Raw genomic sequence first — 22,308 nt, 5'->3', positions numbered from 1 at the left:
CCATGCAAGGCTTTGATGCGAAGTTTCAGGATTTCCCCGATTACATCATCGGCATCACCAAGGAAATTTGGGAAGACCGCGGCATCGCGACTTTGCATCACTATTACAGCGATGACATTGTGGTGCGCTCTCCGGGATCTGTGGTGATCGGCAATCAGAACGTGATCGGCGCAACCATGGCCACGCTGGCGGAATTTCCGGATCGCGAACTTCTGGGCGAGGACGTGATCTGGTCCGGCACACCGGAAGAAGGCATGCTCTCCAGCCACCGCATTCTGACCACGGCCACCCATGACGGCGACGGGGTTTACGGCAAAGCTTCCGGCACCAAATTGGCCTATCGCGTGATGGCCGATTGTCATGCCATCAACAATCAGATCAACGACGAATGGCTGATCCGAGATCAGGGCGCCATTGTCCGGCAGATGGGCTGGGACCCTAAAGACTACGCAGCTGCGCTGATCGAACGGGAAGGCGGACGCGATGCCTGTGTCAAACCGCTGACGCCCGCGAATGATCAGCCAGGTCCCTACAAAGGTACGGGCAACGAAAACCCGTGGGGTCAGCGCTATGCCGATATCCTGTGCCGCATTATGGGCGCGGATATTGCCACCGTGAAACGCGACTATGACCGTGCGGTGCAAACCGAATATCCTGGCGGTTTTACCGGTCATTCTTTTGGTGCCGTCGAAAACTTCTGGATGGGTCTGCGCGCGGCCTTCCCGAACGCGGAGTTCAAAATCGAGCACCAGATCGGCCGCGAGGATGCCATGATGCCGCCGCGCTCTGCCATCCGTTGGAGCCTGCACGGCAAGCACGAAGGCTGGGGCGCATTTGGCGAACCCACCGGTGCTGAAGTTTTTGTGCTTGGCATCAGCCATGCAGACTTTGGTGCGGTGACCGGTGATCAGCCCAAAGTGCGCCGCGAATACACGCTGTTTGACGAAACATCCGTGTGGAAGCAGATCCTCCTGCACTCTGGCCAGTCATGAGCGATGCGCTGACATACTGCGGCATGTGCAACTCGCAATCCGCGCGGCGCTTTCATGCGCATCGCGCCGCTTTGCGTGCCCGCCGACTGAACAACCGGCCTCCGGGGCGGAGTTGTGCGTTCATCCCCTGAAACCACAACACAAAGGACGACCCAAATGACACCACAAGATATGGAATCCCGCATCGTTCGCTACGGCGATCTGCAACCCTGCAAAACCGCCTTCATCGACGCGCACACACCGGGCAGTGATCAGAAGGAAAACTTCACCATCATTGGCGGCGGCGTCTCTGAATCCCCGGATCAACACGTACACATCACCATCCCGCACGGCTTTAACATCGGCGCTGCGGGTCAACCTCCGAAATGCCGCAACTCGCTGCATGATCACCGAACTGCAGAAGCCTTCTTTGTACTCTCTGGCCGCTGGCGGTTCTTCTGGGGGCGCTATGGCGACGCGGGGGAAGTGGTGTTGGAAAAAGGCGATATCTTTAACATTCCCACCGGTGTCTTCCGTGGCTTTGAAAACATCGGCTCCGACTATGGGATGATTATGGCGATCCTTGGCGGTGACGATGCCGGCGGTGGTGTGATGTGGGCCCCGCAGGTGATTGAGGACGCGGCGGACCACGGTCTGGTGCTGGCCGAAACCGGCAAACTCTATGACACCAAAAAAGGTGAGGCGCTGCCAGGCGACGTCGGCCCAATGCCTTTGATGGAGGCCGACGAACTGGCCAAACGCGGCGAACCGACCACCGCTCAGGTGTTGCCCAACCACGTGGCCCGTTATTGGGACATGGTTGCTCTGTCGGACAGATCACCTGCCAAGGTAATTGGCGAGACCGGCATCCTGCGCGACAAGCCCGGTTTTGAGGTCAACTTCATCACCCGCGGATCGGCTTCCGAACGCGCCGGCAGCTTTGCACACCCATCGGTTCTGATGCCGGTCACCGGCCATTGGAAAGTCACATGGGACGGTGGTTCCGCAACCCTTGCGCCGGGCGACACCATGTCGGTGCCCGAAGGCATGGCGCACACCGTGCTGCCCTCGATGACGGGCGAAGCGGCGATATATCAGATCGTTGGTACGGCTGATCCTGCCGGCCTGACTTGGCAGGGCTGAACCACGCCCGCGCGGCGGGGCATCGCCCCAGCCGCACGGGCATCAGCGCGCAGGGAGCGTGCGATGTGGGGGAGGTGGTTAACGGCGAGACGCCTGAGGCTGCACCGACGTGATACCGACGTAATACAGACGTGAAACAGACAGGGAGGAACGGGACATGGCGAAGATACTAACAACCCACGTGGGCAGCCTGCCACGAACGCAAAAGGTGGTCGATTTCATTTTTGCGCGGGAAAACGAACAGCCCTTTGATCAAGCCGCATTTGACGCCGCCATGACCGAGGCCGTGGACGAGACCGTGCGCAAGCAGGTCGCGGCGGGCGTCGATATCGTAAGTGACGGGGAAACCAGCAAAATTTCCTACGCCACTTATGTCAAAGACCGCTACACCGGATTCTCTGGAGACAGTGAGCGCAACGCGCCAGCGGATTTGAAAATGTTCCCGTCTTTCCTAGAACGCTTGGCTGATGATGGCGGCACGCCGCAATACGCCCGCCCCAAATGCACCGGCAACGTGCGCAGTAAAGGGCAGGGGGAATTGATGAAAGATATCAATAACCTGAAGGCGGCGATGGCCACTCACGGTGTTGAGCGGGGCTTCATGAATGCAGCCTCTCCAGGGGTGATTTCACTGTTTTTGCAGAATGATCACTATTCCAGCCGCGAGGCCTATCTGGCCGCCTTAGCGGACGCGATGAAAGACGAGTATGAAACCATTGTTTCCAATGGTTTAGACCTGCAATTGGATTGTCCAGATTTGGCCTTGTCCCGCCACATGTTGTTTAACGACCTAACTGACGCTGAGTTCTTGAAAGTCGCGAACATGCATGTGGAGGCTCTCAATCACGCCCTGCAGAACGTGCCTCAGGATCGCGTAAGGGTTCACATTTGTTGGGGAAATTACGAAGGTCCACACTGCTGCGACATTCCGATGGACAAAGTGTTTAGCACTTTGATGGCCACAAAGTCGCGTTACGTGCTGTTTGAAACTTCAAACCCCCGCCATGCGCATGAATGGACAGTGTTCAGGGATCGGAAATCAGAGATCCCCGAGGACAAGGTACTGGTGCCCGGTGTGGTGGACACCACCACCAACTTTGTCGAGCATCCGGATCTGGTTTCTCAGCGTATTCAACGATTTAAAGACATCGTTGGTGCGGACCGTGTGATCGCTGGAAGTGACTGTGGCTTTGGCACGTTTGCCGGGTTTGGCGCGGTTGACCCCGACATTGCCTATGCAAAGCTCGCCTCCCTGAGCGAGGGAGCTGCTGCGCTTTCATGAGTCCTTTGGTCCTACTCCCAGGTATGATGTGTGATGCGCGGCTTTTTGGGCCGCAAATCAACGCTTTGTCTGGTCGTTTCCCGATTATGATGGCTCCGATAGGCGGGCAGAACACCATTGAAGATCTCGCAACCGAAGTGTTGCAACATGCCCCGCCCAAATTCGCTTTAGCGGGGCTGTCGATGGGTGGGATTGTGGCCATGGAGATGCTCCGACAGGCGCGTGATCGTGTTGTCGGATTGGCCTTGCTGGACACAAATCCGCTCGCGGAAGCAGACGCAACAAAGGACCGTCGCGCCCAGCAAATTGCCGCCGCGTTGGCAGGAGACATGCGGCGCGTGATGCGCGAGGAGATGAAACCCAACTACCTGGCGGATGGCCCAAACCAAGGCAAAATCTTGGATCTTTGCATGGCCATGGCCACCGACCTTGGACCGGAGGTTTTTGTCCGCCAATCCACAGCGTTGCGGGATCGGCGGGATCAAACGGAAACCCTGCGCGGCTACACTGGTGAAACGCTGATCCTGTGTGGCCGTGAGGACACCTTGTGCCCTGTTGAGCGCCATCAACTGATGCAAAATCTGGTTTCCCGCAGCACGTTGCAAATTGTCGACAACGCCGGGCATCTGCCAACTTTGGAACAACCTCAATTGACCACAGCGGCGCTCACCCGCTGGCTGGAGAGCTTATGAACAACGGACTTTTGAAACTTTTGCAATCTGTGGACACCCCAACCGTTTGCAACGCCATCGAAGTGGCCCAAGGCCAACGCGGCTTTGATCAATTCACGCGCGGCACGATGCTTTGTTCTGATCCAAATGGCGGGCCTATGGTCGGTTATGCCCGTACCGCGAAAATCGCGGCACTTGAGCCACCGCAAGAGGCGCCTGAAGTGATCAAGGCCCGGCGCATGGCTTACTACAAGCATATGTCCGAAGGTCGACGCCCCGCCGTAACGGTGATTGAAGACGTCGATTTTCCCAACTGCATCGGGGCCTATTGGGGGGAGATCAATACCACTGTTCACAAGGGTCTTGGGGTCGGCGGCGCCTTGACCAACGGGGTGATGCGCGATCTTGGCGATTTGCCTGCGGAGTTTCCGGTGGTAGCGGGCTCGGTCGGGCCAAGCCATGGATTTGTGCATGTCCGCGAAATCGGCGACGAGGTTGAAGTCTTAGGGCTGCGCATCCGTGACGGCGATTTGATACACGCTGACCGGCATGGTGCTTTGGTGGTCCCGCCGGAAGTGATTGAGCTGCTGGAAGATGCGATCCACAAGCTGCTGGACACCGAAAAGCTGATCTTGGAGCCGGCACGCCAAGAGGGGTTTGATTTTGAAGCTTTTGAGGCAGCTTGGGCCGCATTTGAAGCTTCGCGAACGTGAGCTAGAAACGAATTTTTGGTTCGTCCGGAGCCATTGGGTTGTGTCCGAGACCTGTCTCAAGAAGGCGGTGGTGCAAACAAGGAGCGCATAGGAGAGTGATGACCACTCTATTTGTGTTGCGCTCGGGCGCGCACATCCGTCGCGAAAGAGCTTGCGATTTTGCGCTATCGAGAAGGCTGACCTTAAGGCAAAAGCGAACACCTGCTTCTTGGCGTTTCCGGTCCTGGGTTGTTGTCATTCACGAGGGGTTGTTTCTGAACTATATTATGTTGTCGCGAAGCCTTGATCGACATGATCCCCGCATCGACGGTTTCCGGCGCGGTTGTTTTTGAACAGCTGTCCGAGGGGCAGGCCGCATACACGTACATTGACGAAAAGTCCGCCGGACGGATGCTTCAAGCACATGAATTTCCTCACCTTACCCAAGAAGTTTCCGCGTTGTATTTCGGTGGCGGCAGCCTCGCCTGTGTCCCGGGCGCGGATGCCTATGCCACTTTTGCGCAGCAAAACGCCGAGGGCGGGGTGTTCATGCTGGACCCCAATATTCGTGCAGGGTTCGTTCGCGACGAGGCTCGGTTTCGCGCGCGTCTGGATACGATGGTGTCGGGTGCGGATATTTTCAAAGTGTCTGACGAAGATTTAGATTGGGTTTTTCCAGATGATGACCCGTTTGAAAAAAGCCGCCCGTTTGTGCGCGCAGGGGCCAGCCGTTGCTATCCTGACCAGCTGCAGCTCGGGCGCGAGCGCTTATCTGGCCTCCGGTGACTGGGTGCGAGTGCCGGTTAAACCTGCTCAAGTTGTTGATACGGTTGGCGCCGGAGATACCTTTAGCGCGGGCGTGCTAACCTACCTTAGTGAGCACTCTCATTTGACCAAATCGGCGTTGTCGTCCTTGTCGAAGGAGGATGCGAAGGCCGCTTTGTCCTTTGGTGCCGACGTCGCGGGCTTGACCGTGTCTCGCGCTGGCGCCAATCCCCCTTGGCGCCGTGAATTGGAGGGGCAGATAGCCGGCGAAGGATGGTCGGCAATCGGCGAGAAAAGGCGGGCAGTCCGGTCCCGAACAGGCAAACATTAGTTTTGTGCCAATAGGCGTTGTTCCTGCCGTTTAAGTTCTCCCAGTTCATATTGCCAACGGGGATGTCTTTGGCGGCAATGTGTGGCCCAAATTTGCCAACGGTACGATGTGGCTTGCGATTGTTCAGTCCATTGGCAGAAGGTCTACCAGAACGAAGCAGGTATGGTAGTTGATGTTGTCCGGGGTATGGACCGCCTCGGGACATTTTTCATCGAAAGATCAATCGTGTTGGGCCGTGAAATGATCCTTAGGGACTTAGGATAAAACTGCAAGCAGATTGAAACCCTGCTGATCCGAACTTTCGAATTTGCGGAAACCACACTCAACTTCAGAGGGGGCAAAATCGGGAAAAGCGGCTTCAGGCTTTTTGGGGACACACTGTCGGGACGAGTGGCAAATTCTAAGTATCAACAAACTCGCGCGTCAGTTGCAATCGTTTGCGGTGCTTGGTTCAGGGCATCGCGAGAAAATCCGGCAGCCGATTTGTATTGCGCCATGAATGCGTCGCGTTCAGCCTTGGGAACGATGTCGTCGATGTTCTCAAATTCACCGCCGCACCGTTCATCGACGATATTCAAAAGCCCGAAGGGCCCCGCAGAGCGATTGCGTAGGATCAGATTGGACACCGGGCCGTGTAACGCTTCATTATAGGCCGAGAGCGCGTCCGCACCTACGCCGTGCTCCAGAATTTTTGAGCCGAGAGTGCGCGCGTCAATCACTGCCTGAGAGGCGCCATTTGATCCCGTCGGATACATTGCATGCGCCGCATCTCCCAAAAGTGCGGTGGTGCCATGGACCCACGTCGGCACCGGATCCCGGTCGATCATCGGGTTTTCAAATACGGTGTCAGCCCCCGCAATCATGGCCGGAACATCCAGCCACTCAAACTGCCAGTCCGTGAAATGGGGTAGAACACTGTCGGCCGTGACTTGGGCAAACCAGGATGCAGGGTCGTATTTGGATGTGTCCTCATATGTGACTTCGGCGATCCAATTGGTCAAAATCAGTTCGGTGTCAGGGTCAGGCTGGCTGATCGGATAGATCACCATGCGTTGCGTGTTGGAGCCAAGACCAATGAAGGAAGCGCCGGTGCGGAGTGGTTTTGACCAGGTTGTGCCGCGCCACATCAAAGCGCCGCCCCAGTGAATTGGCGGTTGTGTGGGGTGCATTTGGGCGCGCGTGGCTGAATGAATGCCATCCGCTCCAATGAGTAAAGCCCCCTCTAGAACGCGCTCCCCTTCGGCGGTATCAAATGTGGCGCGAACGGATCCGTCAGGCGTGGTTTGATACCGTCGCATCCGGTGCCCCAGATGAAGCGAATGTCCTCCTGTAAGTTTCTGAAAGCGCTGATAAAGCAGCATCTGAAACGCACCCCGATGAACAGCGTATTGGGGCCAGTGATATCCCGCTTCCAAACCGCGGGTTTCTGCATAAATCTCGTGGCCGTTTTGTCCAACCAACGACCATTCACCAATTTGAACACCAATGGAATTTAGCTCCGAAATTTCGATGCCTAGGTCGAGAAGTTCGCGCACTGCGTTGGGTTGCAAATTGATGCCCACGCCCAGCGGCTTCATTTCTGTGGCGGCTTCGCAAACCACACAGGGCACACCGATTTGTTGCAGGGTGAGCGCCAAAGAAAGCCCGCCAATGCCGCCGCCGGCGATAATTACCGTGTTATTTGACATTCGACCTTCCAAATTATTCCAAGTTCCCCATCAGTTATAGGCCGTTGCCGACACGATTGTGGAGCGCAATTTGTGTGGTGTAGAGTGTGGTTTCAGTTTCTCTAAAATTACAGGGACACGTGGAACTGCCTGCGGTGCCGAATTTACCAAAGCTTAGGACATTGGCGTAATCTATTTGGTGAAATGAACCGGTTTGGAGACCACCCAAGTTGTCCCCTGAGCAAACAGCCATTTGGCGCAGTCGCTTGCTTTCTGCCCCTTCGCTTTTCATTGCAAGTGCGATCGTAACTTGGCCGCTCATAGTCGAGAAAAATGCCTTTGATGCATTCTATGAGTTCAGTCGCGCTTATGACACGTGGGGAGGTGATGAAGTCGCCTTGCTCACCCTCAATTTGGCGGTTGCGCTTGGGTTGTCTGACTATCTCAAATCTCGCAAACTCAGAAGGCTGCGCGAATACAGAGCGCTGGAACGTAATCGGGCCAAGGTGAATGCGCGCCATGACCCGTTGACCGGATTGATCAATCGCCGCGCATTCTATGAGGTCATGGATCAGATTTTCTCCGACCCGGAGGGGCCGGACGCGACACGCTATGTCGCGCTGATCGATCTGGACCGCTTTAAGCCTGTGAATGATCAGCACGGGCATGCCGCAGGGGATGCAGCTCTGTGTGCGTCTGCAGAGCGTATGCGTGAAGAGGCCGGCGCGGGAGGAGCAGTGGCGCGCTTGGGCGGCGATGAATTTGTTTTGGTTTTCGGGCCCGCGATGGATGCGGCTTCGGTTGAACGGACAGCGCGGCGGATTTTGCGATCTGTTGCCAAACCTATTCCGTTCGAGGGACGGCAACTGTCGGTCGGAGCAAGTCTTGGACTTGTGCAGTGGGATGCCGCGCGTGGCTTAACGGAAATGATGCGGCGTGCGGATCACGCCTTGTTTCAGGCAAAGTCCAACGGTCGTGGACAGTTTGCATGGTATGATGCGGATGCTGACCGCCAGACGCGGGACCGTGCGGAGATTGCAGCAGACTTGAAAGAGGCCGTGGCCCACCAGGAGATTGTTCCCTATTTTCAGCCGATTGTGAAAATCGGAAACACCGAATTGGTTGGATTTGAAGTCCTTGCCCGATGGCACCACCCGACGCGGGGCGATGTCCCGCCAACAATCTTCATCGAAATAGCTGAGGACAGCGGTTTGATTGGCGAACTCGGCATGAGCATTTTGCGCAAGGCTTGCGTTCAAGCCTTGGATTGGCCAGAAATTCTCGGGATGTCTTTCAATGTTTCTCCCATTCAGTTTGTCGAGCAGGAACTGGTCTCTCAGATCAAACAAGTATTGGATGAAACCGGATTTGATCCACGACGGTTGACGATAGAAATCACGGAAAGCTCTGTTATTGATGACTTTTCTGCAGCAGCCCAAAAGATCGAAGCGCTAAAAGCGCTTGGCATCAAGATTGCGCTGGACGATTTTGGCACAGGGTATTCGAGCCTTGCCTGCCTTCGGAGTCTGCCTTTTGATCGGTTGAAGATTGACCGTAGCTTTGTCACGGACGTGTCCGAGCAGGAGCAGAGCCAGAAAATTGTGAATGGGATTTTGTCGTTGGCCTCGGGTCTCAACCTTGAGGTGACAGCTGAAGGGATCGAGTCCATTGAAGATCTGACCTATTTGCAGAAGCAAAGTTGCTCTTTGGGGCAGGGCTTTTTCTTCGAAAAGCCCGTCCCCGCAGAACAGATCAGTTGGTTGCTGGAGACCGAATGGTCCGACAGGGTTATCTGTACGCCACCCCTTAAGGTCGCTGGGTAAGGTGTTGATATTGTGAAATCAAAACCGTTCCGTGCTGGTCAGCACGGGGCGGTTTTCATGTCGCGGCTGAGTTCGGAGAAGACAGCGTTGCCGTCGTCGGTCAGAACCACGATTTCCTCAAGGCGCACGCCGTATTCACCTGCCAGATAAATGCCGGGTTCAATCGAGAAAACGTTGCCCGCTTCCAAAACTACGTCAGAGGTTGCGGTGATATAGGGGGGCTCGTGCACGTCCACGCCGAGGCCGTGTCCGGTGCGGTGCAGGAACAATTCGCCATAGCCCGCCGCGGTGATTGCGTCGCGTGCTGCGGCGTCAATTTCTTGGGCGCGGACACCCGGTTTGGCGGCTTTCAGTGCGGCCTGTACGGCCAGCTCAACGGTTTCAAAAACCTTTTCATATTCAGCACTTGGCGTGCCGAAAAAGCCGCTTCGGGTCATGTCGGAAGGGTAGCCGTTTAGCCGGCATCCGGTATCGATAAGGACAGCGGTGTTGGCCGTGAGTTTGGTGTCGCCCGTGTGGTGATGCGGGAAGGCCCCATTGGCGCCAAAGCCGATAATGGTGAATTCGGGTGTGGCACCGTTGGCTTTGTAGTGGGTGCGGATGATGTCCTGCAGCTCGCGTTCGGTCATGCCTTCTCGCAGGCTGTCAAAAGCGATTTTTACCGCTTGGTCGTTCAGCAGATGCGCGGCCTTGATGGCGGCGATTTCACTTGCGTCTTTGCGGCTGCGCAAAAGGCCAACAGTGTCGTCGGTAAAACGTCGGTATTGCGTCGGTATTGCGTCGGTGAGCCGGAAGGCAAAATCAGCACGCATGGTTTCGTCGATCACAATCGACGGATCCGTCATGTCGGCGACGCCCACATGATCGAGAAGGTCGCTTAGCGCCTTGGCTGGTCCTTCGTCGTCCTTCCACGGGAAAAACGGCAGTTCGGTCATCTGCCGCGCGCTGTCGGCATTCAGCGACGGCATCAAAAAGCCCTCAGCCTCGCGGCCCACAAGAAGCATCACGGGGCGTTCATCGCCGTGCGGATTTACGCCGGACAGCCACGCCATATGCGTGGACGGGCCAAGCGCGACAAGGTCGGTGTCGGTTGCCTCCATGCGGCTACGCAGGGCGGCTAGGCGGTCGGTATAGATGGCGTTGGTCATGGGCATCCTCTGGTGAACTTATGTTCAGTTGTTGCGCAATGGCCCCGCGGGCGCAATGGGGTGCAGAGAATTTGAAACGCAGGAAGCTGTTAGCGCTGACAGGGGCGATGCGAGTTGCTAGACACAACTGGGACAGGGGGAAGTGACATATGAAACGTTCGCGCATCAATCAGATCATCGCCGAGGCAGACGAAATGATCCGTCGTTTCGGATTTCAATTGCCGCCGTTTGCGTATTGGACGCCGGACGAATTTGCCACGCGCACGCAGTCGGCGCGGCATGTGATTGACGCGCGCTGCGGCTGGGATATCACAGACTATGGTGATGGCTGCTTTGATGAGATGGGCTTGTTTCTGTTCACATTGCGCAACGGTCTACTGAGCGATCTGCAGCGCGGCGGCGGTATGTGTTATGCGGAGAAACTGTTGATTTCCAAGCAAGATCAACTGAGCCCGATGCACACGCATGTGATCAAGGCCGAGGATATCATCAACCGCGGCGGGGCGACATTGGTTGTGGAACTCTATGGGTCGGACGATCAGGGCAATTTTGCCGAGGATCGCGGGGGCGTTGTCATGTGTGACGGGATCAAACGGACGTTTGCTGCGGGCGAGAAGCTGCGCTTTGCGCCAGGAGAGAGCGTGACCCTGATGCCTGGTGATTGGCACGCGTTCTGGGGTGAAGGGGGCGACGTTCTGATCGGAGAGGTCTCAACCGTGAATGATGATGAGACCGATAATATCTTCCGCGCACCGATCGGGAGGTTTGCCGAGATCGAAGAAGACGAAGCGCCGATGCATTTGCTGGTGAGTGATTACGGCAAATGGTTGGGGTGAGGGGGCTTTGCCCCCGTCCCGCGCAGGGCGCGAGACTCCCCCAGAGTATTTTTGCAAGAAAGAAGATCAGCGGGGCAGCTTGGCTGCCTCACGGGCGAGGGTTTCGATCTCGTCCCATTTGCCGCCCTTGACCAGCGCCGAAGGCGCGACCCAGCTGCCGCCGGCGCAGAGGACGTTAGGCAGGCTCAGATAGTCTGTGGCGTTTTGCGGGTTCACGCCGCCGGTGGGGCAAAAGCTGATCTGTGGCAGTGGGCTTGCGAGGGAACCGAGGAATTTCGCGCCGCCCGCGGCTTCGGCTGGAAAGAATTTCTGAACGGTGTAGCCACGTTCCAGAAGCGCCATGGCCTCGGTTGCGCTGGCCGCTCCGGGCAGGAGAGGGAGGCCTTCGGCCTCGCAGGCGTCCAGCAGTGTCGCGGTGGCACCCGGAGACACCCCAAAGGTCGCGCCTGCCGCTTTGGCGGCTTTGACATCGGCGGGGGTGAGCAGGGTGCCTGCGCCGACCATGCCGCCCTCGACTTCGGCCATCGCCGCGATCACATCAAGTGCGGCGGGGGTGCGCAGGGTGACTTCGAGCGCGGGCAGGCCACCGGCGACAAGGGCTTGGGCCAGAGGTTTGGCGTGGGCAACGTCTTCGACCACCAGCACGGGCACGATGGGAGCGGCCTCGCAGATTTTGCGGGCTTGAAGGGAAGCGTCGGTGGGCGTGATAGGCATAAAGTCAGTGTCCAAATACGGTTGCGCCGGTGTCGGCAGAAGTGACGTTGTTGCGGAATAGGCCAAAGAGTTCGCGGCCCGTCCCGTGTTGGTAGGCCGACAGGTCGGCGGTGACGGCATCGCGCTGGAGTGCGCCGTCTGTGAGGACTTCGAGAGTACCGGTGGTGGCATCGACGCGCACGATGTCGCCGTCACGCAGTTTGGCGATGGGGCCGCCGTCAAGCGCCTCCGGCACCACATGAATGGCGGAGGGGATTTTGCCGGATGCGCCGGACATGCGGCCATCGGTGACCAGGGCGACCTTTTGGCCGCGGCCCTGCATGATCGACAGGAACGGTGTCATGGAGTGCAGCTCGGGCATGCCGTTGGCCTTGGGACCTTGGAAGCGGACAACGATCACGACATCCTCGGTCAGTTCGCCGTTCTTGAAGGCGTCTTTGGCTTCGTCTTGATTGTGGAAGATGCGGGCGGGAGCCTCGATCACGCGGTTTTCTTCGGCAACGGCGGAAACCTTCATGACACCGGTGCCAAGGTTGCCGGTGAGGCGCGCAAGGCCGCCGGTTTCCTGAAACGGTTTGCTGGCGGGGCGGATGATCTGTTCGTTGAGGCTTTCGGAGGTGCCTTCGCGCCATGTCAGAGCGCCGTTTTCAAGGAAGGGTTCCATGATGTAGCTGCCAAGGCCCTGACCGGTGACGGTTTTGGTGTCAGGGTGCAAATAACCTGCCCCCAGAAGTTCGCGGATCATCAAGCCCAGACCGCCGGCTGCGTGGAAATGGTTCACATCCGCCAGCCCGTTGGGATAGACGCGCGCCAGAAGTGGCACGACGTCTGAGAGTTCCGCGAAGTCCTGCCAATCCAAAATCACGCCGCCCGCGCGGGCCATCGCGATCAGGTGGATCAACAGGTTGGTAGATCCGCCGGAGGCCATCAGGCCAACGATGCCGTTCACATAGGCCTTTTCGTCAAGCACCTCACAGACCGGCGTGTAGTCGTTGCCAAGAGCGGACAGTGCGAGCGCGCGTTTGCCGCCTTCGCGGGTCAGGGCGTCGCGCAGGTCGGTGCCTGGGCTGACGAAGGAGGAGCCAGGCAGGTGCAAGCCCATGAACTCCATGAGCATCTGGTTGGTGTTGGCGGTGCCGTAGAATGTGCAGGTGCCCGGGCCGTGGTAGGCGGCCATTTCCGATTTCAGCAACTCCTCGCGGCCGATCTCACCGGCGGCAAATTTCTTGCGGACTTCGGATTTTTCGTCGTTCGAGATGCCTGAGGTCATGGGACCTGCGGGCAGGAAGACGACCGGTAGGTGGCCAAAGACCTGTGCGCCGATGATCAGGCCGGGCACGATCTTGTCGCAAACGCCAAGGTAAACAGTGGCGTCAAAGACGTTGTGGCTGAGCGCCACACCGACGCCCATGGCAATGGCGTCACGCGAAAACAGCGAGAGCTCCATACCCGCTTCGCCTTGGGTAATGCCGTCGCACATGGCCGGAACACCGCCTGCGACCTGAGCTGTGCCACCGATTTCGCGTACCGCGTCTTTGAGGGCGGCGGGGTAGGTTTCAAACGGCTGGTGGGCTGACAGCATGTCGTTATAGGCGGTCACAATGCCGAGGTGGCCAGCGGATTGGGTGGCCAATGCCTCTTGATCCTGTCCTGTTGCGGCGTAGGTGTGGGCTTGGCCGGAGCAGGAGAGATGCGCGCGGGCGGGACCCTGTTTGCGCGCGGCGTCCATGCGCGCGAGGTAGGCGGTGCGGGTCGCAGCGCTGCGGGACATGATGCGGCTGGTGACAGCCTCAATTGTTGGGTGGATCGGCATATGTGCCTTCCTTCCTAAAAAATCGCGTTCTGTTTAGCGTCAGTCGCCAATGGGGCGCCAGCGTCTTCCGTCGCGGTGCAAGAGCATGAGGGCTTCTTCGGGGCCGGAACTGCCGACATCGTAAGGTACGGGGCGTTTGCCGCTTTCTTGCCATCCGGCGATCAGAGGATCCGCCCAGCCCCACGCCGCTTCGACCTCGTCGCCGCGCATAAACAGCGTCTGGTCGCCGCGGATCACGTCCATGATCAGGCGTTCATAGGCGTCTTGCGCGTGCAGATCGGAGCCAAGGGCATCGGCGAAGGTCATGTCCATGTCGACCTCGGTCAGGCGCATGCCTCCGGGGCCAGGTTCTTTGATGGTGGTGCGCAGGGTGATGCCTTCGTCCGGTTGCAGTCGGATGATCAGTGCGTTTCCCTTGCGGCCTTCCATCGGGTTGGGGAAAATCATGTGAGGGGGGTCACGGAAGACCACGGTGATTTCGCTGACCCGATCCCGTAACCGTTTGCCCGTCCGCAGATAAAACGGCGTGCCGGCCCAACGCCAGTTGGCGATCTTGAGCTTCATCGCAACAAAGCTTTCGGTGCGGCTGTCGGGGTTTTCGGCATCCTCAAAATAGCTCGGCTCGTCGCGCCCCGCGCGATATTGGCCGCGAACGATGTCCTCTGGGGCCACCGGATCAAGCGCCTCAATCACTTTCACTTTTTCGTCGCGCACAGAATTCGGCGCGAATTTGGAAGGCGGTTCCATGGCGGTCAGACACAGCAGTTGCATCAGGTGGTTTTGTACCATGTCGCGCATCGCGCCGGATTGATCATAGTAGCCACCGCGCCCTCCGACGCCGAGGCTTTCGGCGACGGTAATTTGCACATGGTCAATGTGGGTTGCATTCCAAAGCGGCTCAAACAGAGAATTGGCAAAGCGCAGCGCCATGAGGTTCTGCACGGTTTCTTTGCCCAAGTAGTGATCGATGCGGTAGATTTGCTCTTCCATAAAGTAGCGCAACAAATCCGCGTTCAACGCCTTCGCAGAGGCCAGATCGTGGCCGAAGGGTTTTTCCACCACAATTCGGGCCTCGGGCGTGGCGACGCGATGTTTGGACAGGCGTTCCGCGATGGCCCCGAAAAGGGACGGGGACACCGACAGATAAAAGGTGCGGATCACATCGTCGCGCAGAATGGCCTTGAGATCGGACCAGCCGGTGTCGCCCATGGCGTCGATATGCACATATTCCAGACGGTCCAGAAACGCGGTCACGGCTTCTGCGGGGCGGTGCTCTTCGTCAAGGAATTCTTCGATTGCGGCGCCGATCACCTTGCGGAATTCAGCGCTGTCAAAATCGGAGCGGGCGGACCCGATGATGCGGGCCTTTTCCGGCATTTGGCCTGACTTGAAGCGCAGGAAGAGGCCCGGCAAAATTTTGCGCCGGGCCAGATCGCCCGTAGCCCCGAAAATCACCAGATCAAAGGGGGAAACCGGGATGACGCGAGCGACCATGTTTTCTTATCCCTTAAGCAGAGCGCCGATACGGCGGCCGGTGTCGAGCATGCGGTTGGAGAACCCCCACTCGTTGTCATACCAGCTTACCACACGCACGAGGCCTTCGTCTGTGACCGATGTTTGCGCGGGCGCAAAAATCGAGGAGTGCGGATCGTGGTTGAAATCCTGCGACACCAGCGGGGCTTCCTCGTAACCGAGTACGCCCTTGAGCGGGCCCTCAGCGGCGGCTTTCATCGCGGCGTTGATGGTCGCTGCGTCTGCGGGGGTTTCAGGCACAATCACCAGGTCAACCATGGACACGTTGGCTGTTGGTACACGCACGGCCGAGCCTTCGAGTTTGCCCGCGAGTTCGGGCAACACCAACGAAATCGCGCGGGCGGCGCCAGTGGATGTCGGGATCATCGACAGGGCCGCGGCACGGGCGCGATAGAGGTCTTTGTGGTTTGTGTCATGCGTTGGCTGATCGCCGGTGTAGGCGTGGATAGTGGTCATGTATCCGGTTTTGATGCCGACGGTTTCCTGAAGCACCTTGGCCACTGGCGCGAGGCAATTGGTGGTGCAGGAGGCGTTGGAGACAATGATGTCGTCTGCGGTCAATGTGTCGTCATTCACGCCAAACACGATGGTTTTGTCGGCGTCTTTGCCGGGGGCCGATATCAACACCCGTTTCGCGCCGGATTTCAGCAGCAGCTCTGCTTTGTCTTTGGCGGTGAAAATGCCGGTGCATTCAAAAGCGATGTCGACGTCTGACCACGGCAGATCTTCGGGAGAGCGGATTGCAGTCAGGCGGATTTTCTGACCGGCGACGGTCATGACGTCTCCGTCCAGCGTGACGTCGGCGTTAAAGCGGCCGTGGACGCTGTCGTATTTCAGCAGGTGAACGAGATGGTCATTAGGTGACAAATCGTTGATCGCGACAACTTCGATGTCGTCTGCTCCGCTTTCCACCAATGCCCGCAAAACGCCGCGACCGATCCGGCCAAAACCGTTGATTGCAATCTTCGTGGTCATCTCAAAACTCCTAGCTCGTGGATCTGCACATTTTGGTTGCGCTACCGTTAGCGCTATCGGTAAATGGAAGTGCCTTCGAAATCAAGAAGAAAGAAACCATCAATGCGACCGCATTGAACCTTGCGGTTTGCGCTGATGTGTCAGAGCATTGGGCCATGGGAAAAAAGTTGCTTCTCAAAGACATCGCCAAGCTTGCGGGTGTGAGCGAAATGACCGCGTCGCGTGCTTTGCGAGGCGCGCCGGACGTGTCCGAGCGCACGCGGGTCAAGGTTGAGCAGATTGCCAAAGACGTCGGTTATGTTCCGAATCGCATTGCGGGGGCGCTGGCGTCGAGCAAGGTGAATTTGGTGGGCGTGGTCGTGCCGAGCCTGAATTCGTCGGTGTTTCCGGAGGTGCTTTCCGGGATTTCGTCAAAGCTGAAAGACACGCCGCTAAAGCCGGTGATCGGAGTCACGGCCTATGACCTTGAGGAAGAAGAAGAAGTGATCCGTGAGATGCTGAGTTGGCGTCCGGCGGGGATCGTTGTAGCGGGGCTTGAGCACACGCCGGCAGCGCGCAAAATGATGGCGAATGCCGATTGTCCTGTGGTTGAGGTTATGGACGTGGACGGAGATCCGGTGCGGCATTGCGTGGGGGTGTCGCATCTGGCCGCGGGGCGGGCCATGGCGCGCACGATACTTGAGGCGGGATACCGGCGGATCGGGTTTATTGGCACCAAGATGCCGCAGGATTTCCGCGCGGAAAAGCGGTTGACCGGTTTTCTGGAAGAACTTGAAAAGGCGGGCGTTTCTCTGGCGGATCAAGAGTTGTATTCGGGGGCGTCCTCGATTGAGAACGGGCATCTGTTGGCGAAAGACGTGCTGGCGCGCACGCCGGATCTGGAATGTCTGTATTTCTCCAGCGATGTTATGAGTGTCGGGGCGTATATGTATTGTGTGGCCGCCGGTATTTCGGTGCCCGATCAACTGGCTTTGGCGGGGTTCAACAATCTGAATTTGCTGCGCGGTTTGCCAATCAAGCTGGCAACCACCGATGCGCACCGTTTCGCGATTGGTGAGGCGGCGGCCGACATCATTCTGGAAGATCCCGATCAAGTGACGCTGGTGCAGCTTGAGCCGGAAGCGATCCGTGGGGACAGTCTTTAGATTTCGTTCTTTAAGGCGCGAGCCACCAATGCGGGCAGGGCCTCGGCGTGGCCAAGGGGTGGCAGGCGCAGCCCTTGAAAGCCCGCTGCATCGAGTGCGTTGGGAATGTCTTCTTTGCAGTGCCCCCCCTCAAGCGCGAAGAACGGTAGGCAAATTGCGGTGGTTCCAAGATCGCGGGCGGCGTCAAAAATAAACGGGCTTTCCTCGATAAGGCCTTGAATAATATCGATTTCCGGAAGTCGTTCTGCAAGGGCCTCGGCGAAGTTGCGGGTCGAAAGGGCGGCCTTGTCTCCTTTGGCGGAGCCATGGCCGGCAAGCAGGAGGTGCGTGTCTGCCTCGGTCCAACCCTGATGCTGAAAGTGGCCGCGGATGAGAGTTGCGGCGAGGTCCGGCAGGTCGGGGTGAAAGCCAAGGGGCGGCAAGATGCGCAGGTTCTGATCCCCAAGGCGGCGCGGCAGAACGCGGCCGACGAACCAGCCGTCAGCCATAAACATCGGAAAGACCAGAGCGCCATCATCCAACCCACGCGCTTGATTTTCCAGAGAGGCAGGCTTGGCTAGGGTGGCTGAGCGGATTTGCCAATCGGGCAGCAGCGCGGCCACTTTGTCGGCAAACTCAGCCAGCCAGAGTTCCGGCGGCTCGGGGTCGGAGGGCTGACCGTGGGCGACGATCAGCGCTTGTTTTGGGGCTTGGTTCATACCTCAAACGCGGCGGCCAGATCGGCGGGTAGATCGAATTCGGACAGGGCGCGGCTGCGGGCCTGCGGGGACATTTTGCGGGCGGTCTTGGCGACAATGTCCAGCACCTTTTCAGGGGAATGTTTGGCCGCAAAGGGGGCGAAATACCACTTCAGGAAGGTGAAACAGATAATGTCTTCAAGAGCTTGTACCTGATCGTTGCGCTTAATGCCTTCTTTGCGCAACATCGCGGACGCCTCAGCAATGGCGTCTTCATCATATCCGGCGGCGGCCATGATCTCTCCAACGCGGGTGGCGTGATGGGCACCAAGGTCACGACGCCATTTCAGATATCCTGCGCGTCCTTCGGGATAGTTTGCGCGCTTCAGCACCCATCGTTCAATGTGCTGGCCGCGGGCGGCAATCTGTAAGGTCTCTGACGCATCGGGGAAAAGGCGGTCACACTCGGCGCCCATGCGTTTGCCGTAGAGCAGCGCCTCGGGCTGTCCTTCGTCGGTGCGGGGGTCCTTGGCGTTGGCGGCATCAATGGTGGTTAGGGCAGTTTCTCGCTTGGACATCGGGGGCTCCGGGCTGTGACCTTTGGGGCGAACTTAGTGGCTGTTTCGGGGGGCTGCAACGCGTCGGTATCACGTCGGTAATACGTCGGTGCGCTTTTGGGGAGACAGGTTTTCCCTCAACTCAGCGGATCGCGAACATCAGGGGAAATTTTCTGTGCCTCAAGTGCCGCGCGCAGGGCGTCGAGGTCCAGCGGTTTGTAAAGCAGTTGCGCCGAGAGGGCGGCGGCTTCGGAGCGCACAAAGGGCTCACGGTTGGCGGTGATCACCACCGCGGGCAGCGGGCCATAGGTCGCGCGCAGTTCGGTGATCAATCCGGTGCCAGTTGCACCGTCGTCGAGTTGGTAGTCTGCGAGGATCACATCGGGCGCGAGTTCGATTTCTTGCAATAGAGCAATGGCCTCGGACTGGCTCTTGCAGGCCAGCACATCCGCCCCCCAATTCTCAAGCGTCATAGAGATCGCGCTGCGCAGTTCGGTGTCGTTTTCCACGAGCAAGACAATCCTGTGGGCCAAAGGTGTGCCTGCCACGGGGTCATCGACCTCTTCTTTTGGCAGTGACACAGAGCTTGCCAAAGGCAGATCTACGCTGAACCGTGTGCCCGAGGGCGTGGAGCGCATTGTCAGCGGGTGATGCAGCAAACGGCAGGCACGATCGACGATGGCGAGGCCAAGGCCAAGGCCTTCGGCGGCGCTGGCGGTGGCATTGACGCGGTGAAATTCGTCAAAGACCTTTTGTTGTTGCTCGGGGGGGATGCCGGGGCCGGTGTCGTGGATTTCCACCACCACACGATCGCCGCGTTTGCGCACCCCGACGAGAACGCGCCCCTGTTCGGTGTAGCGCAGCGCATTGGAAATCAGGTTTTGCAGGATGCGCCGCAAATAGGTGATGTCTGAGGCCACATGGGCGGAATTGGCCACCACGTCAAAGCGCAACCCTTTTTCGGCGGCCAGCGGTGCAAGCTCGTCATGGAGTTGGTGAAGCATCACATCGAGGGGAATGTCGGTGGTGTGAATGGCCGCGCGTCCGGAATCCAGACGCGAAATATCAAGAAGCGCGCCAAGGATGTGTTCCACACTTTGCAGGGCGCTGCTGGCTTTGGTGAGGCGTTCGAGTTGATCGGGGTCTTCGATGTCGGTGTCCAGAGAGGCCATGTAGAGTTTGGCGGCTGATAAGGGTTGCAGCAAATCGTGGCTGGCGGCGGCCACGAAACGCGACTTTGACGCGTTGGCGCGTTCGGCCTCGGCCAGCGCGTCCTGAAGTTCAAGCGTGCGTTCGGTCACACGTCGTTCCAGCGTTTCGTTGACCTGTGAAATTGCCCGCATCGCTGCACGTTCGGCGGTGATGTCGGTGAAAGAGATCACAAAGCCACCGTCCGGCATTTGCTGGGCAAAGATCGCAAGCGTGCGATCGGTGCCGATTTCGACTTCAAAGCTCAGGGGGGCGCGGCGGCCGCTTCGGGCGGTCCATCGGGGCAGGGCCGCGGCATCTTCGGCGGTGGCAAAGGAAACCTTGCGGCTGAGTTGATCGAAGATGGTGTTGAAACTCTGACCGATGCGAAAGCGTCCGATCTGGATCGACAAAAGCTCGCCCATGCGGCGGTTCCATCCGACAAGGCGCGCCTCGGAATCAAAGATCCCGACGCCTTGGTTGAGGTGTTCGAGAGTGGCCTTGATCCGCGCGGCTTGGTCATCCTTGAGCCGTTCGCGTTCCTGCCGTTCCAGCAACATCATATCAGTAACGTCGGTTTGCAAAACCACGGTGCCACCGTCGCGGGTGCGGTGCTCGGAAACCTGAAGCCAGCGATCTCCGGCCATGCGCGCGTTAAACACCACATGCTGTTCTTTGTGGCGCGCCATGCGCTGGGCGGCCCATTGGGCGGGGGTCTCGCCCTCGGGCAGTTCCAGATAGGGGCTGGTGGACACGATGTGAACGTAGTCGCGGAACGGCAGGCCGGGCTCAAACCGGTGGTGCACGTCGCGCATGTGCCTGCCAAAGCGCGAGTTGCACATGACGAGCTGTTCGTTGGCATCAAACAGGGCAAACCCTTCGTCCACGGTTTCAATGGCGTTGGCGAGGTTGGCGCGCGCGGCTTCGGCCTGTGCATTGGCGGTGGCGAGCTGGGCGTTGGAAGAGTTCAGCAAATCGAGCGCATGTTCGAGTTCGCGGGTGCGGGAGCGCACCTCTTCTTCGAGCATGACGGCGCGTTCAAATTGCGCGTAGGCCATTCCGGACGTGTCTGGCCCTTGTTCGGCGCGGCGCATCAGGGTGTCGACAATCTTGAGCAGTTTTTCGTTCTGCCGCGCCAGCGTGTCGGTCGGGTTGATCAAAGATTGGGCCATGGGCGGGGTTTAGTCCGTGTCGGGCGGGTAGATGGCGACGCCTGTGAAGGTCTGGTTCACATGCATCGAGTTGACCTGTTCGCCGTAGGTGGAGAAGCCGACAACATTGTGCCGCGCCATGACATCTGAGAGGCCAGTGGTCATTTGCTTCTGGGTGGCTTCGACGCGGCGCAGGAGGCAGTCACAGCCAAGGATCATGTCCGGTGCCTTGGTTTCAGAAAGGGCGGAAAGCTCGCGGTCGAGGTGTGTGACCATGTCCTCGGGTTCAGCCAAGGTCAGCACCATGCCTTCGTCGATTGCGGAAAAGAACACGAGGTCGCCGTTGTCGGCGACGCGTTGAATGGCGCGGACGTGGGTTTGATCGCCGATGCGGACCACAACGGGGTGGGCGGCGAAGGTGAAGGTGGAAAGCTGCTCGGAGTCTATGCCAAGGATGCGGGCGTATTCGAGCGCGGCCGGTTCGGCGTTGATTTCCGACACAAGGCGTTTTGCAGGATCGGCGGCGGTCACAACCATGCGCGCGTCAGTGGGTTGCAGGTGATCGGTTTTGAACACGCGCACAGGGCAGTTGGAGCGCACTTGCACCAGAATGGCGGCATTGTCGTGGATGGCGCCGTTGTAAATCACGCGTGTTTGCTTGAAATCCTCGCCATCGCCCGCAGAGCCCCCAAAGAGAGGCACCGGACCAAGGCCGAGGGCCAGTTCGTTGGCAAGGGCGTCCTCGCGCATGCTGAGCCCGTCAACCATCAGGAAGGCAAATTCGGAGTGCCAGTCGGGACGGGCGGTGGCAAGCGCGTTGCGGTTGTGGATCATCTGCGGGATGCGGTCATCGGCGCGGATGTCGTTGAGGTCTTCAATCAGCAGCGTGGTGGCGGCGAAATTGTCGGCCGGAAAGCCGATGGCGACGATTTCGCCTTCGGTGTAGCCGGCAGCCCCCAACTCACCGGCTGTGGTGCAGCCAACAACCGGCGCGCCGCCGAAACGGCCTTGGGCGGCCTGAAGGAAAGCGTTCAGTGGTGTTTGCGGGGAGAGGAAGAGGATCACCAGTGCCAGTGGGCCTTTCCCGAGCGCGGTGTCCAGACGATCTATGGCGTCGGACGCGTCGCATGGTGCAAACCCGCGGCGCACATGTTCGGTGGCCTCCTCACTCCTCCGAACAGGTTGGCGGGACGTGTCGGTCACGCCGTCCATTGCTGTGATCTCCT

Annotated in this window: 20 protein-coding genes; 10 read left to right on the top strand and 10 right to left on the bottom strand. The window is 58.6% G+C overall.

Translation table 11 applies throughout. The features are described 5' to 3' along the window. Positions 1-2 precede the first annotated feature (2 nt). The 7 genes from BM069_RS18125 (at position 3) to BM069_RS20180 (ending at position 5,855) form a co-directional block, all read left to right on the top strand. A complete protein-coding gene (locus tag BM069_RS18125; protein ID WP_093325801.1) occupies positions 3-992 on the top strand; it encodes a nuclear transport factor 2 family protein in 990 nt (329 codons plus the stop codon). A gap of 156 nt (positions 993-1,148) precedes the next feature. After that, positions 1,149-2,114: a cupin domain-containing protein gene (locus BM069_RS18120; protein WP_093325800.1), complete on the top strand. Its 966-nt coding sequence runs from the start codon at positions 1,149-1,151 to the stop codon at positions 2,112-2,114. 157 nt (positions 2,115-2,271) lie between these two features. After that, positions 2,272-3,396, top strand: coding sequence for a cobalamin-independent methionine synthase II family protein (locus BM069_RS18115; protein ID WP_093325798.1), 1,125 nt, complete (start codon positions 2,272-2,274; stop codon positions 3,394-3,396). Next, positions 3,393-4,088 (top strand): alpha/beta fold hydrolase, encoded by a 696-nt coding sequence (locus tag BM069_RS18110; protein ID WP_093325797.1) that lies wholly within the window; start codon positions 3,393-3,395, stop codon positions 4,086-4,088. Before BM069_RS18115 ends, BM069_RS18110 begins: the two co-directional genes overlap by 4 nt. Beyond that, positions 4,085-4,780, top strand: coding sequence for an RraA family protein (locus BM069_RS18105; RefSeq protein WP_093325796.1), 696 nt, complete (start codon positions 4,085-4,087; stop codon positions 4,778-4,780). The genes BM069_RS18110 and BM069_RS18105 overlap by 4 nt, the downstream gene beginning before the upstream one ends. A 291-nt stretch (positions 4,781-5,071) precedes the next feature. Next, positions 5,072-5,545, top strand: a complete 474-nt coding sequence (locus tag BM069_RS20185) for a carbohydrate kinase family protein (protein WP_342028877.1) — start codon at positions 5,072-5,074, stop codon at positions 5,543-5,545. Further along, the gene (locus tag BM069_RS20180) at positions 5,439-5,855 is read left to right on the top strand and encodes a carbohydrate kinase family protein (RefSeq protein ID WP_342028875.1); all 417 of its coding nucleotides are present in this window, start codon (positions 5,439-5,441) and stop codon (positions 5,853-5,855) included. Before BM069_RS20185 ends, BM069_RS20180 begins: the two co-directional genes overlap by 107 nt. A 407-nt stretch (positions 5,856-6,262) precedes the next feature. Here the strand turns inward: BM069_RS20180 and BM069_RS18095 are convergent, their stop codons facing one another. Continuing rightward, positions 6,263-7,543: a flavin-dependent oxidoreductase gene (locus BM069_RS18095; RefSeq protein WP_093325794.1), complete on the bottom strand. Its 1,281-nt coding sequence runs from the start codon at positions 7,541-7,543 to the stop codon at positions 6,263-6,265. A gap of 245 nt (positions 7,544-7,788) precedes the next feature. On the opposite strand from BM069_RS18095, the gene BM069_RS18090 reads away from it, so the two are divergent. Next, positions 7,789-9,345: a putative bifunctional diguanylate cyclase/phosphodiesterase gene (locus BM069_RS18090; RefSeq protein WP_212611563.1), complete on the top strand. Its 1,557-nt coding sequence runs from the start codon at positions 7,789-7,791 to the stop codon at positions 9,343-9,345. A 38-nt stretch (positions 9,346-9,383) separates the two neighbouring features. Here the strand turns inward: BM069_RS18090 and BM069_RS18085 are convergent, their stop codons facing one another. After that, positions 9,384-10,493 carry a M24 family metallopeptidase gene (locus BM069_RS18085; RefSeq protein ID WP_093325831.1) on the bottom strand — a complete coding sequence of 370 codons (1,110 nt, stop codon included), beginning with the start codon at positions 10,491-10,493 and terminating at the stop codon, positions 9,384-9,386. A gap of 149 nt (positions 10,494-10,642) precedes the next feature. Here BM069_RS18085 and BM069_RS18080 point away from each other — a divergent pair, with 149 nt between their 5' ends. After that, the gene (locus BM069_RS18080) at positions 10,643-11,329 is read left to right on the top strand and encodes a D-lyxose/D-mannose family sugar isomerase (protein WP_093325791.1); all 687 of its coding nucleotides are present in this window, start codon (positions 10,643-10,645) and stop codon (positions 11,327-11,329) included. A 66-nt stretch (positions 11,330-11,395) separates the two neighbouring features. Here the strand turns inward: BM069_RS18080 and eda are convergent, their stop codons facing one another. The 4 genes from eda to gap are packed head-to-tail and all read right to left on the bottom strand — an operon-like array spanning position 11,396 to position 16,364. After that, on the bottom strand, positions 11,396-12,043 hold the full coding sequence (eda, locus tag BM069_RS18075; RefSeq protein WP_093325790.1) for a bifunctional 4-hydroxy-2-oxoglutarate aldolase/2-dehydro-3-deoxy-phosphogluconate aldolase: 648 nt from the start codon (positions 12,041-12,043) through the stop codon (positions 11,396-11,398). A 4-nt stretch (positions 12,044-12,047) separates the two neighbouring features. Beyond that, positions 12,048-13,856 (bottom strand): phosphogluconate dehydratase, encoded by a 1,809-nt coding sequence (gene edd / locus BM069_RS18070; RefSeq protein ID WP_093325788.1) that lies wholly within the window; start codon positions 13,854-13,856, stop codon positions 12,048-12,050. A gap of 39 nt (positions 13,857-13,895) precedes the next feature. After that, entirely contained in the window at positions 13,896-15,350 is a 1,455-nt protein-coding gene (zwf, locus tag BM069_RS18065) for a glucose-6-phosphate dehydrogenase (protein WP_093325787.1), read from the bottom strand. Between the two features lie 6 nt (positions 15,351-15,356). Further along, positions 15,357-16,364 (bottom strand): type I glyceraldehyde-3-phosphate dehydrogenase, encoded by a 1,008-nt coding sequence (gap, locus tag BM069_RS18060; protein ID WP_093325785.1) that lies wholly within the window; start codon positions 16,362-16,364, stop codon positions 15,357-15,359. 155 nt (positions 16,365-16,519) lie between these two features. Here gap and BM069_RS18055 point away from each other — a divergent pair, with 155 nt between their 5' ends. Then, entirely contained in the window at positions 16,520-17,509 is a 990-nt protein-coding gene (locus BM069_RS18055; RefSeq protein WP_093325829.1) for a LacI family DNA-binding transcriptional regulator, read from the top strand. Here the strand turns inward: BM069_RS18055 and BM069_RS18050 are convergent. The 4 genes from BM069_RS18050 to BM069_RS18035 form a co-directional block, all read right to left on the bottom strand. Next, entirely contained in the window at positions 17,506-18,207 is a 702-nt protein-coding gene (locus BM069_RS18050) for a CbiX/SirB N-terminal domain-containing protein (RefSeq protein ID WP_093325784.1), read from the bottom strand. The two genes, BM069_RS18055 and BM069_RS18050, sit on opposite strands and share 4 nt — an antisense overlap. After that, positions 18,204-18,764 (bottom strand): DUF4202 domain-containing protein, encoded by a 561-nt coding sequence (locus tag BM069_RS18045; RefSeq protein WP_093325783.1) that lies wholly within the window; start codon positions 18,762-18,764, stop codon positions 18,204-18,206. Before BM069_RS18045 ends, BM069_RS18050 begins: the two co-directional genes overlap by 4 nt. A gap of 116 nt (positions 18,765-18,880) precedes the next feature. Continuing rightward, positions 18,881-21,103 carry a hybrid sensor histidine kinase/response regulator gene (locus tag BM069_RS18040; RefSeq protein ID WP_093325781.1) on the bottom strand — a complete coding sequence of 741 codons (2,223 nt, stop codon included), beginning with the start codon at positions 21,101-21,103 and terminating at the stop codon, positions 18,881-18,883. 9 nt (positions 21,104-21,112) lie between these two features. Next, entirely contained in the window at positions 21,113-22,294 is a 1,182-nt protein-coding gene (locus tag BM069_RS18035; RefSeq protein ID WP_093325780.1) for an FIST N-terminal domain-containing protein, read from the bottom strand. Positions 22,295-22,308 lie beyond the last annotated feature (14 nt).

The organism is Shimia haliotis, from assembly GCF_900114415.1.
GTDB lineage: Bacteria > Pseudomonadota > Alphaproteobacteria > Rhodobacterales > Rhodobacteraceae > Shimia > Shimia haliotis.
The sequence above is the reverse complement of the archived record's forward strand: the minus strand, read 5'-3'. Positions and strand labels throughout refer to the sequence as shown.

What these genes read in the sequence shown, in the direction of transcription:
- BM069_RS18035 (WP_093325780.1), bottom strand. Translation starts at nt 22,294, where the DNA reads ATGGACGGCGTGACCGACACGTCCCGCCAACCTGTTCGGAGGAGTGAG.
- BM069_RS18095 (WP_093325794.1), bottom strand. Translation starts at nt 7,543, where the DNA reads ATGTCAAATAACACGGTAATTATCGCCGGCGGCGGCATTGGCGGGCTT.
- BM069_RS20180 (WP_342028875.1), top strand. Translation starts at nt 5,439, where the DNA reads ATGATGACCCGTTTGAAAAAAGCCGCCCGTTTGTGCGCGCAGGGGCCA.
- edd (WP_093325788.1), bottom strand. Translation starts at nt 13,856, where the DNA reads ATGCCGATCCACCCAACAATTGAGGCTGTCACCAGCCGCATCATGTCC.
- BM069_RS18050 (WP_093325784.1), bottom strand. Translation starts at nt 18,207, where the DNA reads ATGAACCAAGCCCCAAAACAAGCGCTGATCGTCGCCCACGGTCAGCCC.
- BM069_RS18120 (WP_093325800.1), top strand. Translation starts at nt 1,149, where the DNA reads ATGACACCACAAGATATGGAATCCCGCATCGTTCGCTACGGCGATCTG.
- BM069_RS18115 (WP_093325798.1), top strand. Translation starts at nt 2,272, where the DNA reads ATGGCGAAGATACTAACAACCCACGTGGGCAGCCTGCCACGAACGCAA.
- BM069_RS18085 (WP_093325831.1), bottom strand. Translation starts at nt 10,493, where the DNA reads ATGACCAACGCCATCTATACCGACCGCCTAGCCGCCCTGCGTAGCCGC.
- BM069_RS18080 (WP_093325791.1), top strand. Translation starts at nt 10,643, where the DNA reads ATGAAACGTTCGCGCATCAATCAGATCATCGCCGAGGCAGACGAAATG.
- eda (WP_093325790.1), bottom strand. Translation starts at nt 12,043, where the DNA reads ATGCCTATCACGCCCACCGACGCTTCCCTTCAAGCCCGCAAAATCTGC.
- zwf (WP_093325787.1), bottom strand. Translation starts at nt 15,350, where the DNA reads ATGGTCGCTCGCGTCATCCCGGTTTCCCCCTTTGATCTGGTGATTTTC.
- BM069_RS18045 (WP_093325783.1), bottom strand. Translation starts at nt 18,764, where the DNA reads ATGTCCAAGCGAGAAACTGCCCTAACCACCATTGATGCCGCCAACGCC.
- BM069_RS18125 (WP_093325801.1), top strand. Translation starts at nt 3, where the DNA reads ATGCAAGGCTTTGATGCGAAGTTTCAGGATTTCCCCGATTACATCATC.
- gap (WP_093325785.1), bottom strand. Translation starts at nt 16,364, where the DNA reads ATGACCACGAAGATTGCAATCAACGGTTTTGGCCGGATCGGTCGCGGC.
- BM069_RS18105 (WP_093325796.1), top strand. Translation starts at nt 4,085, where the DNA reads ATGAACAACGGACTTTTGAAACTTTTGCAATCTGTGGACACCCCAACC.
- BM069_RS18110 (WP_093325797.1), top strand. Translation starts at nt 3,393, where the DNA reads ATGAGTCCTTTGGTCCTACTCCCAGGTATGATGTGTGATGCGCGGCTT.
- BM069_RS20185 (WP_342028877.1), top strand. Translation starts at nt 5,072, where the DNA reads ATGATCCCCGCATCGACGGTTTCCGGCGCGGTTGTTTTTGAACAGCTG.
- BM069_RS18040 (WP_093325781.1), bottom strand. Translation starts at nt 21,103, where the DNA reads ATGGCCCAATCTTTGATCAACCCGACCGACACGCTGGCGCGGCAGAAC.
- BM069_RS18055 (WP_093325829.1), top strand. Translation starts at nt 16,520, where the DNA reads ATGGGAAAAAAGTTGCTTCTCAAAGACATCGCCAAGCTTGCGGGTGTG.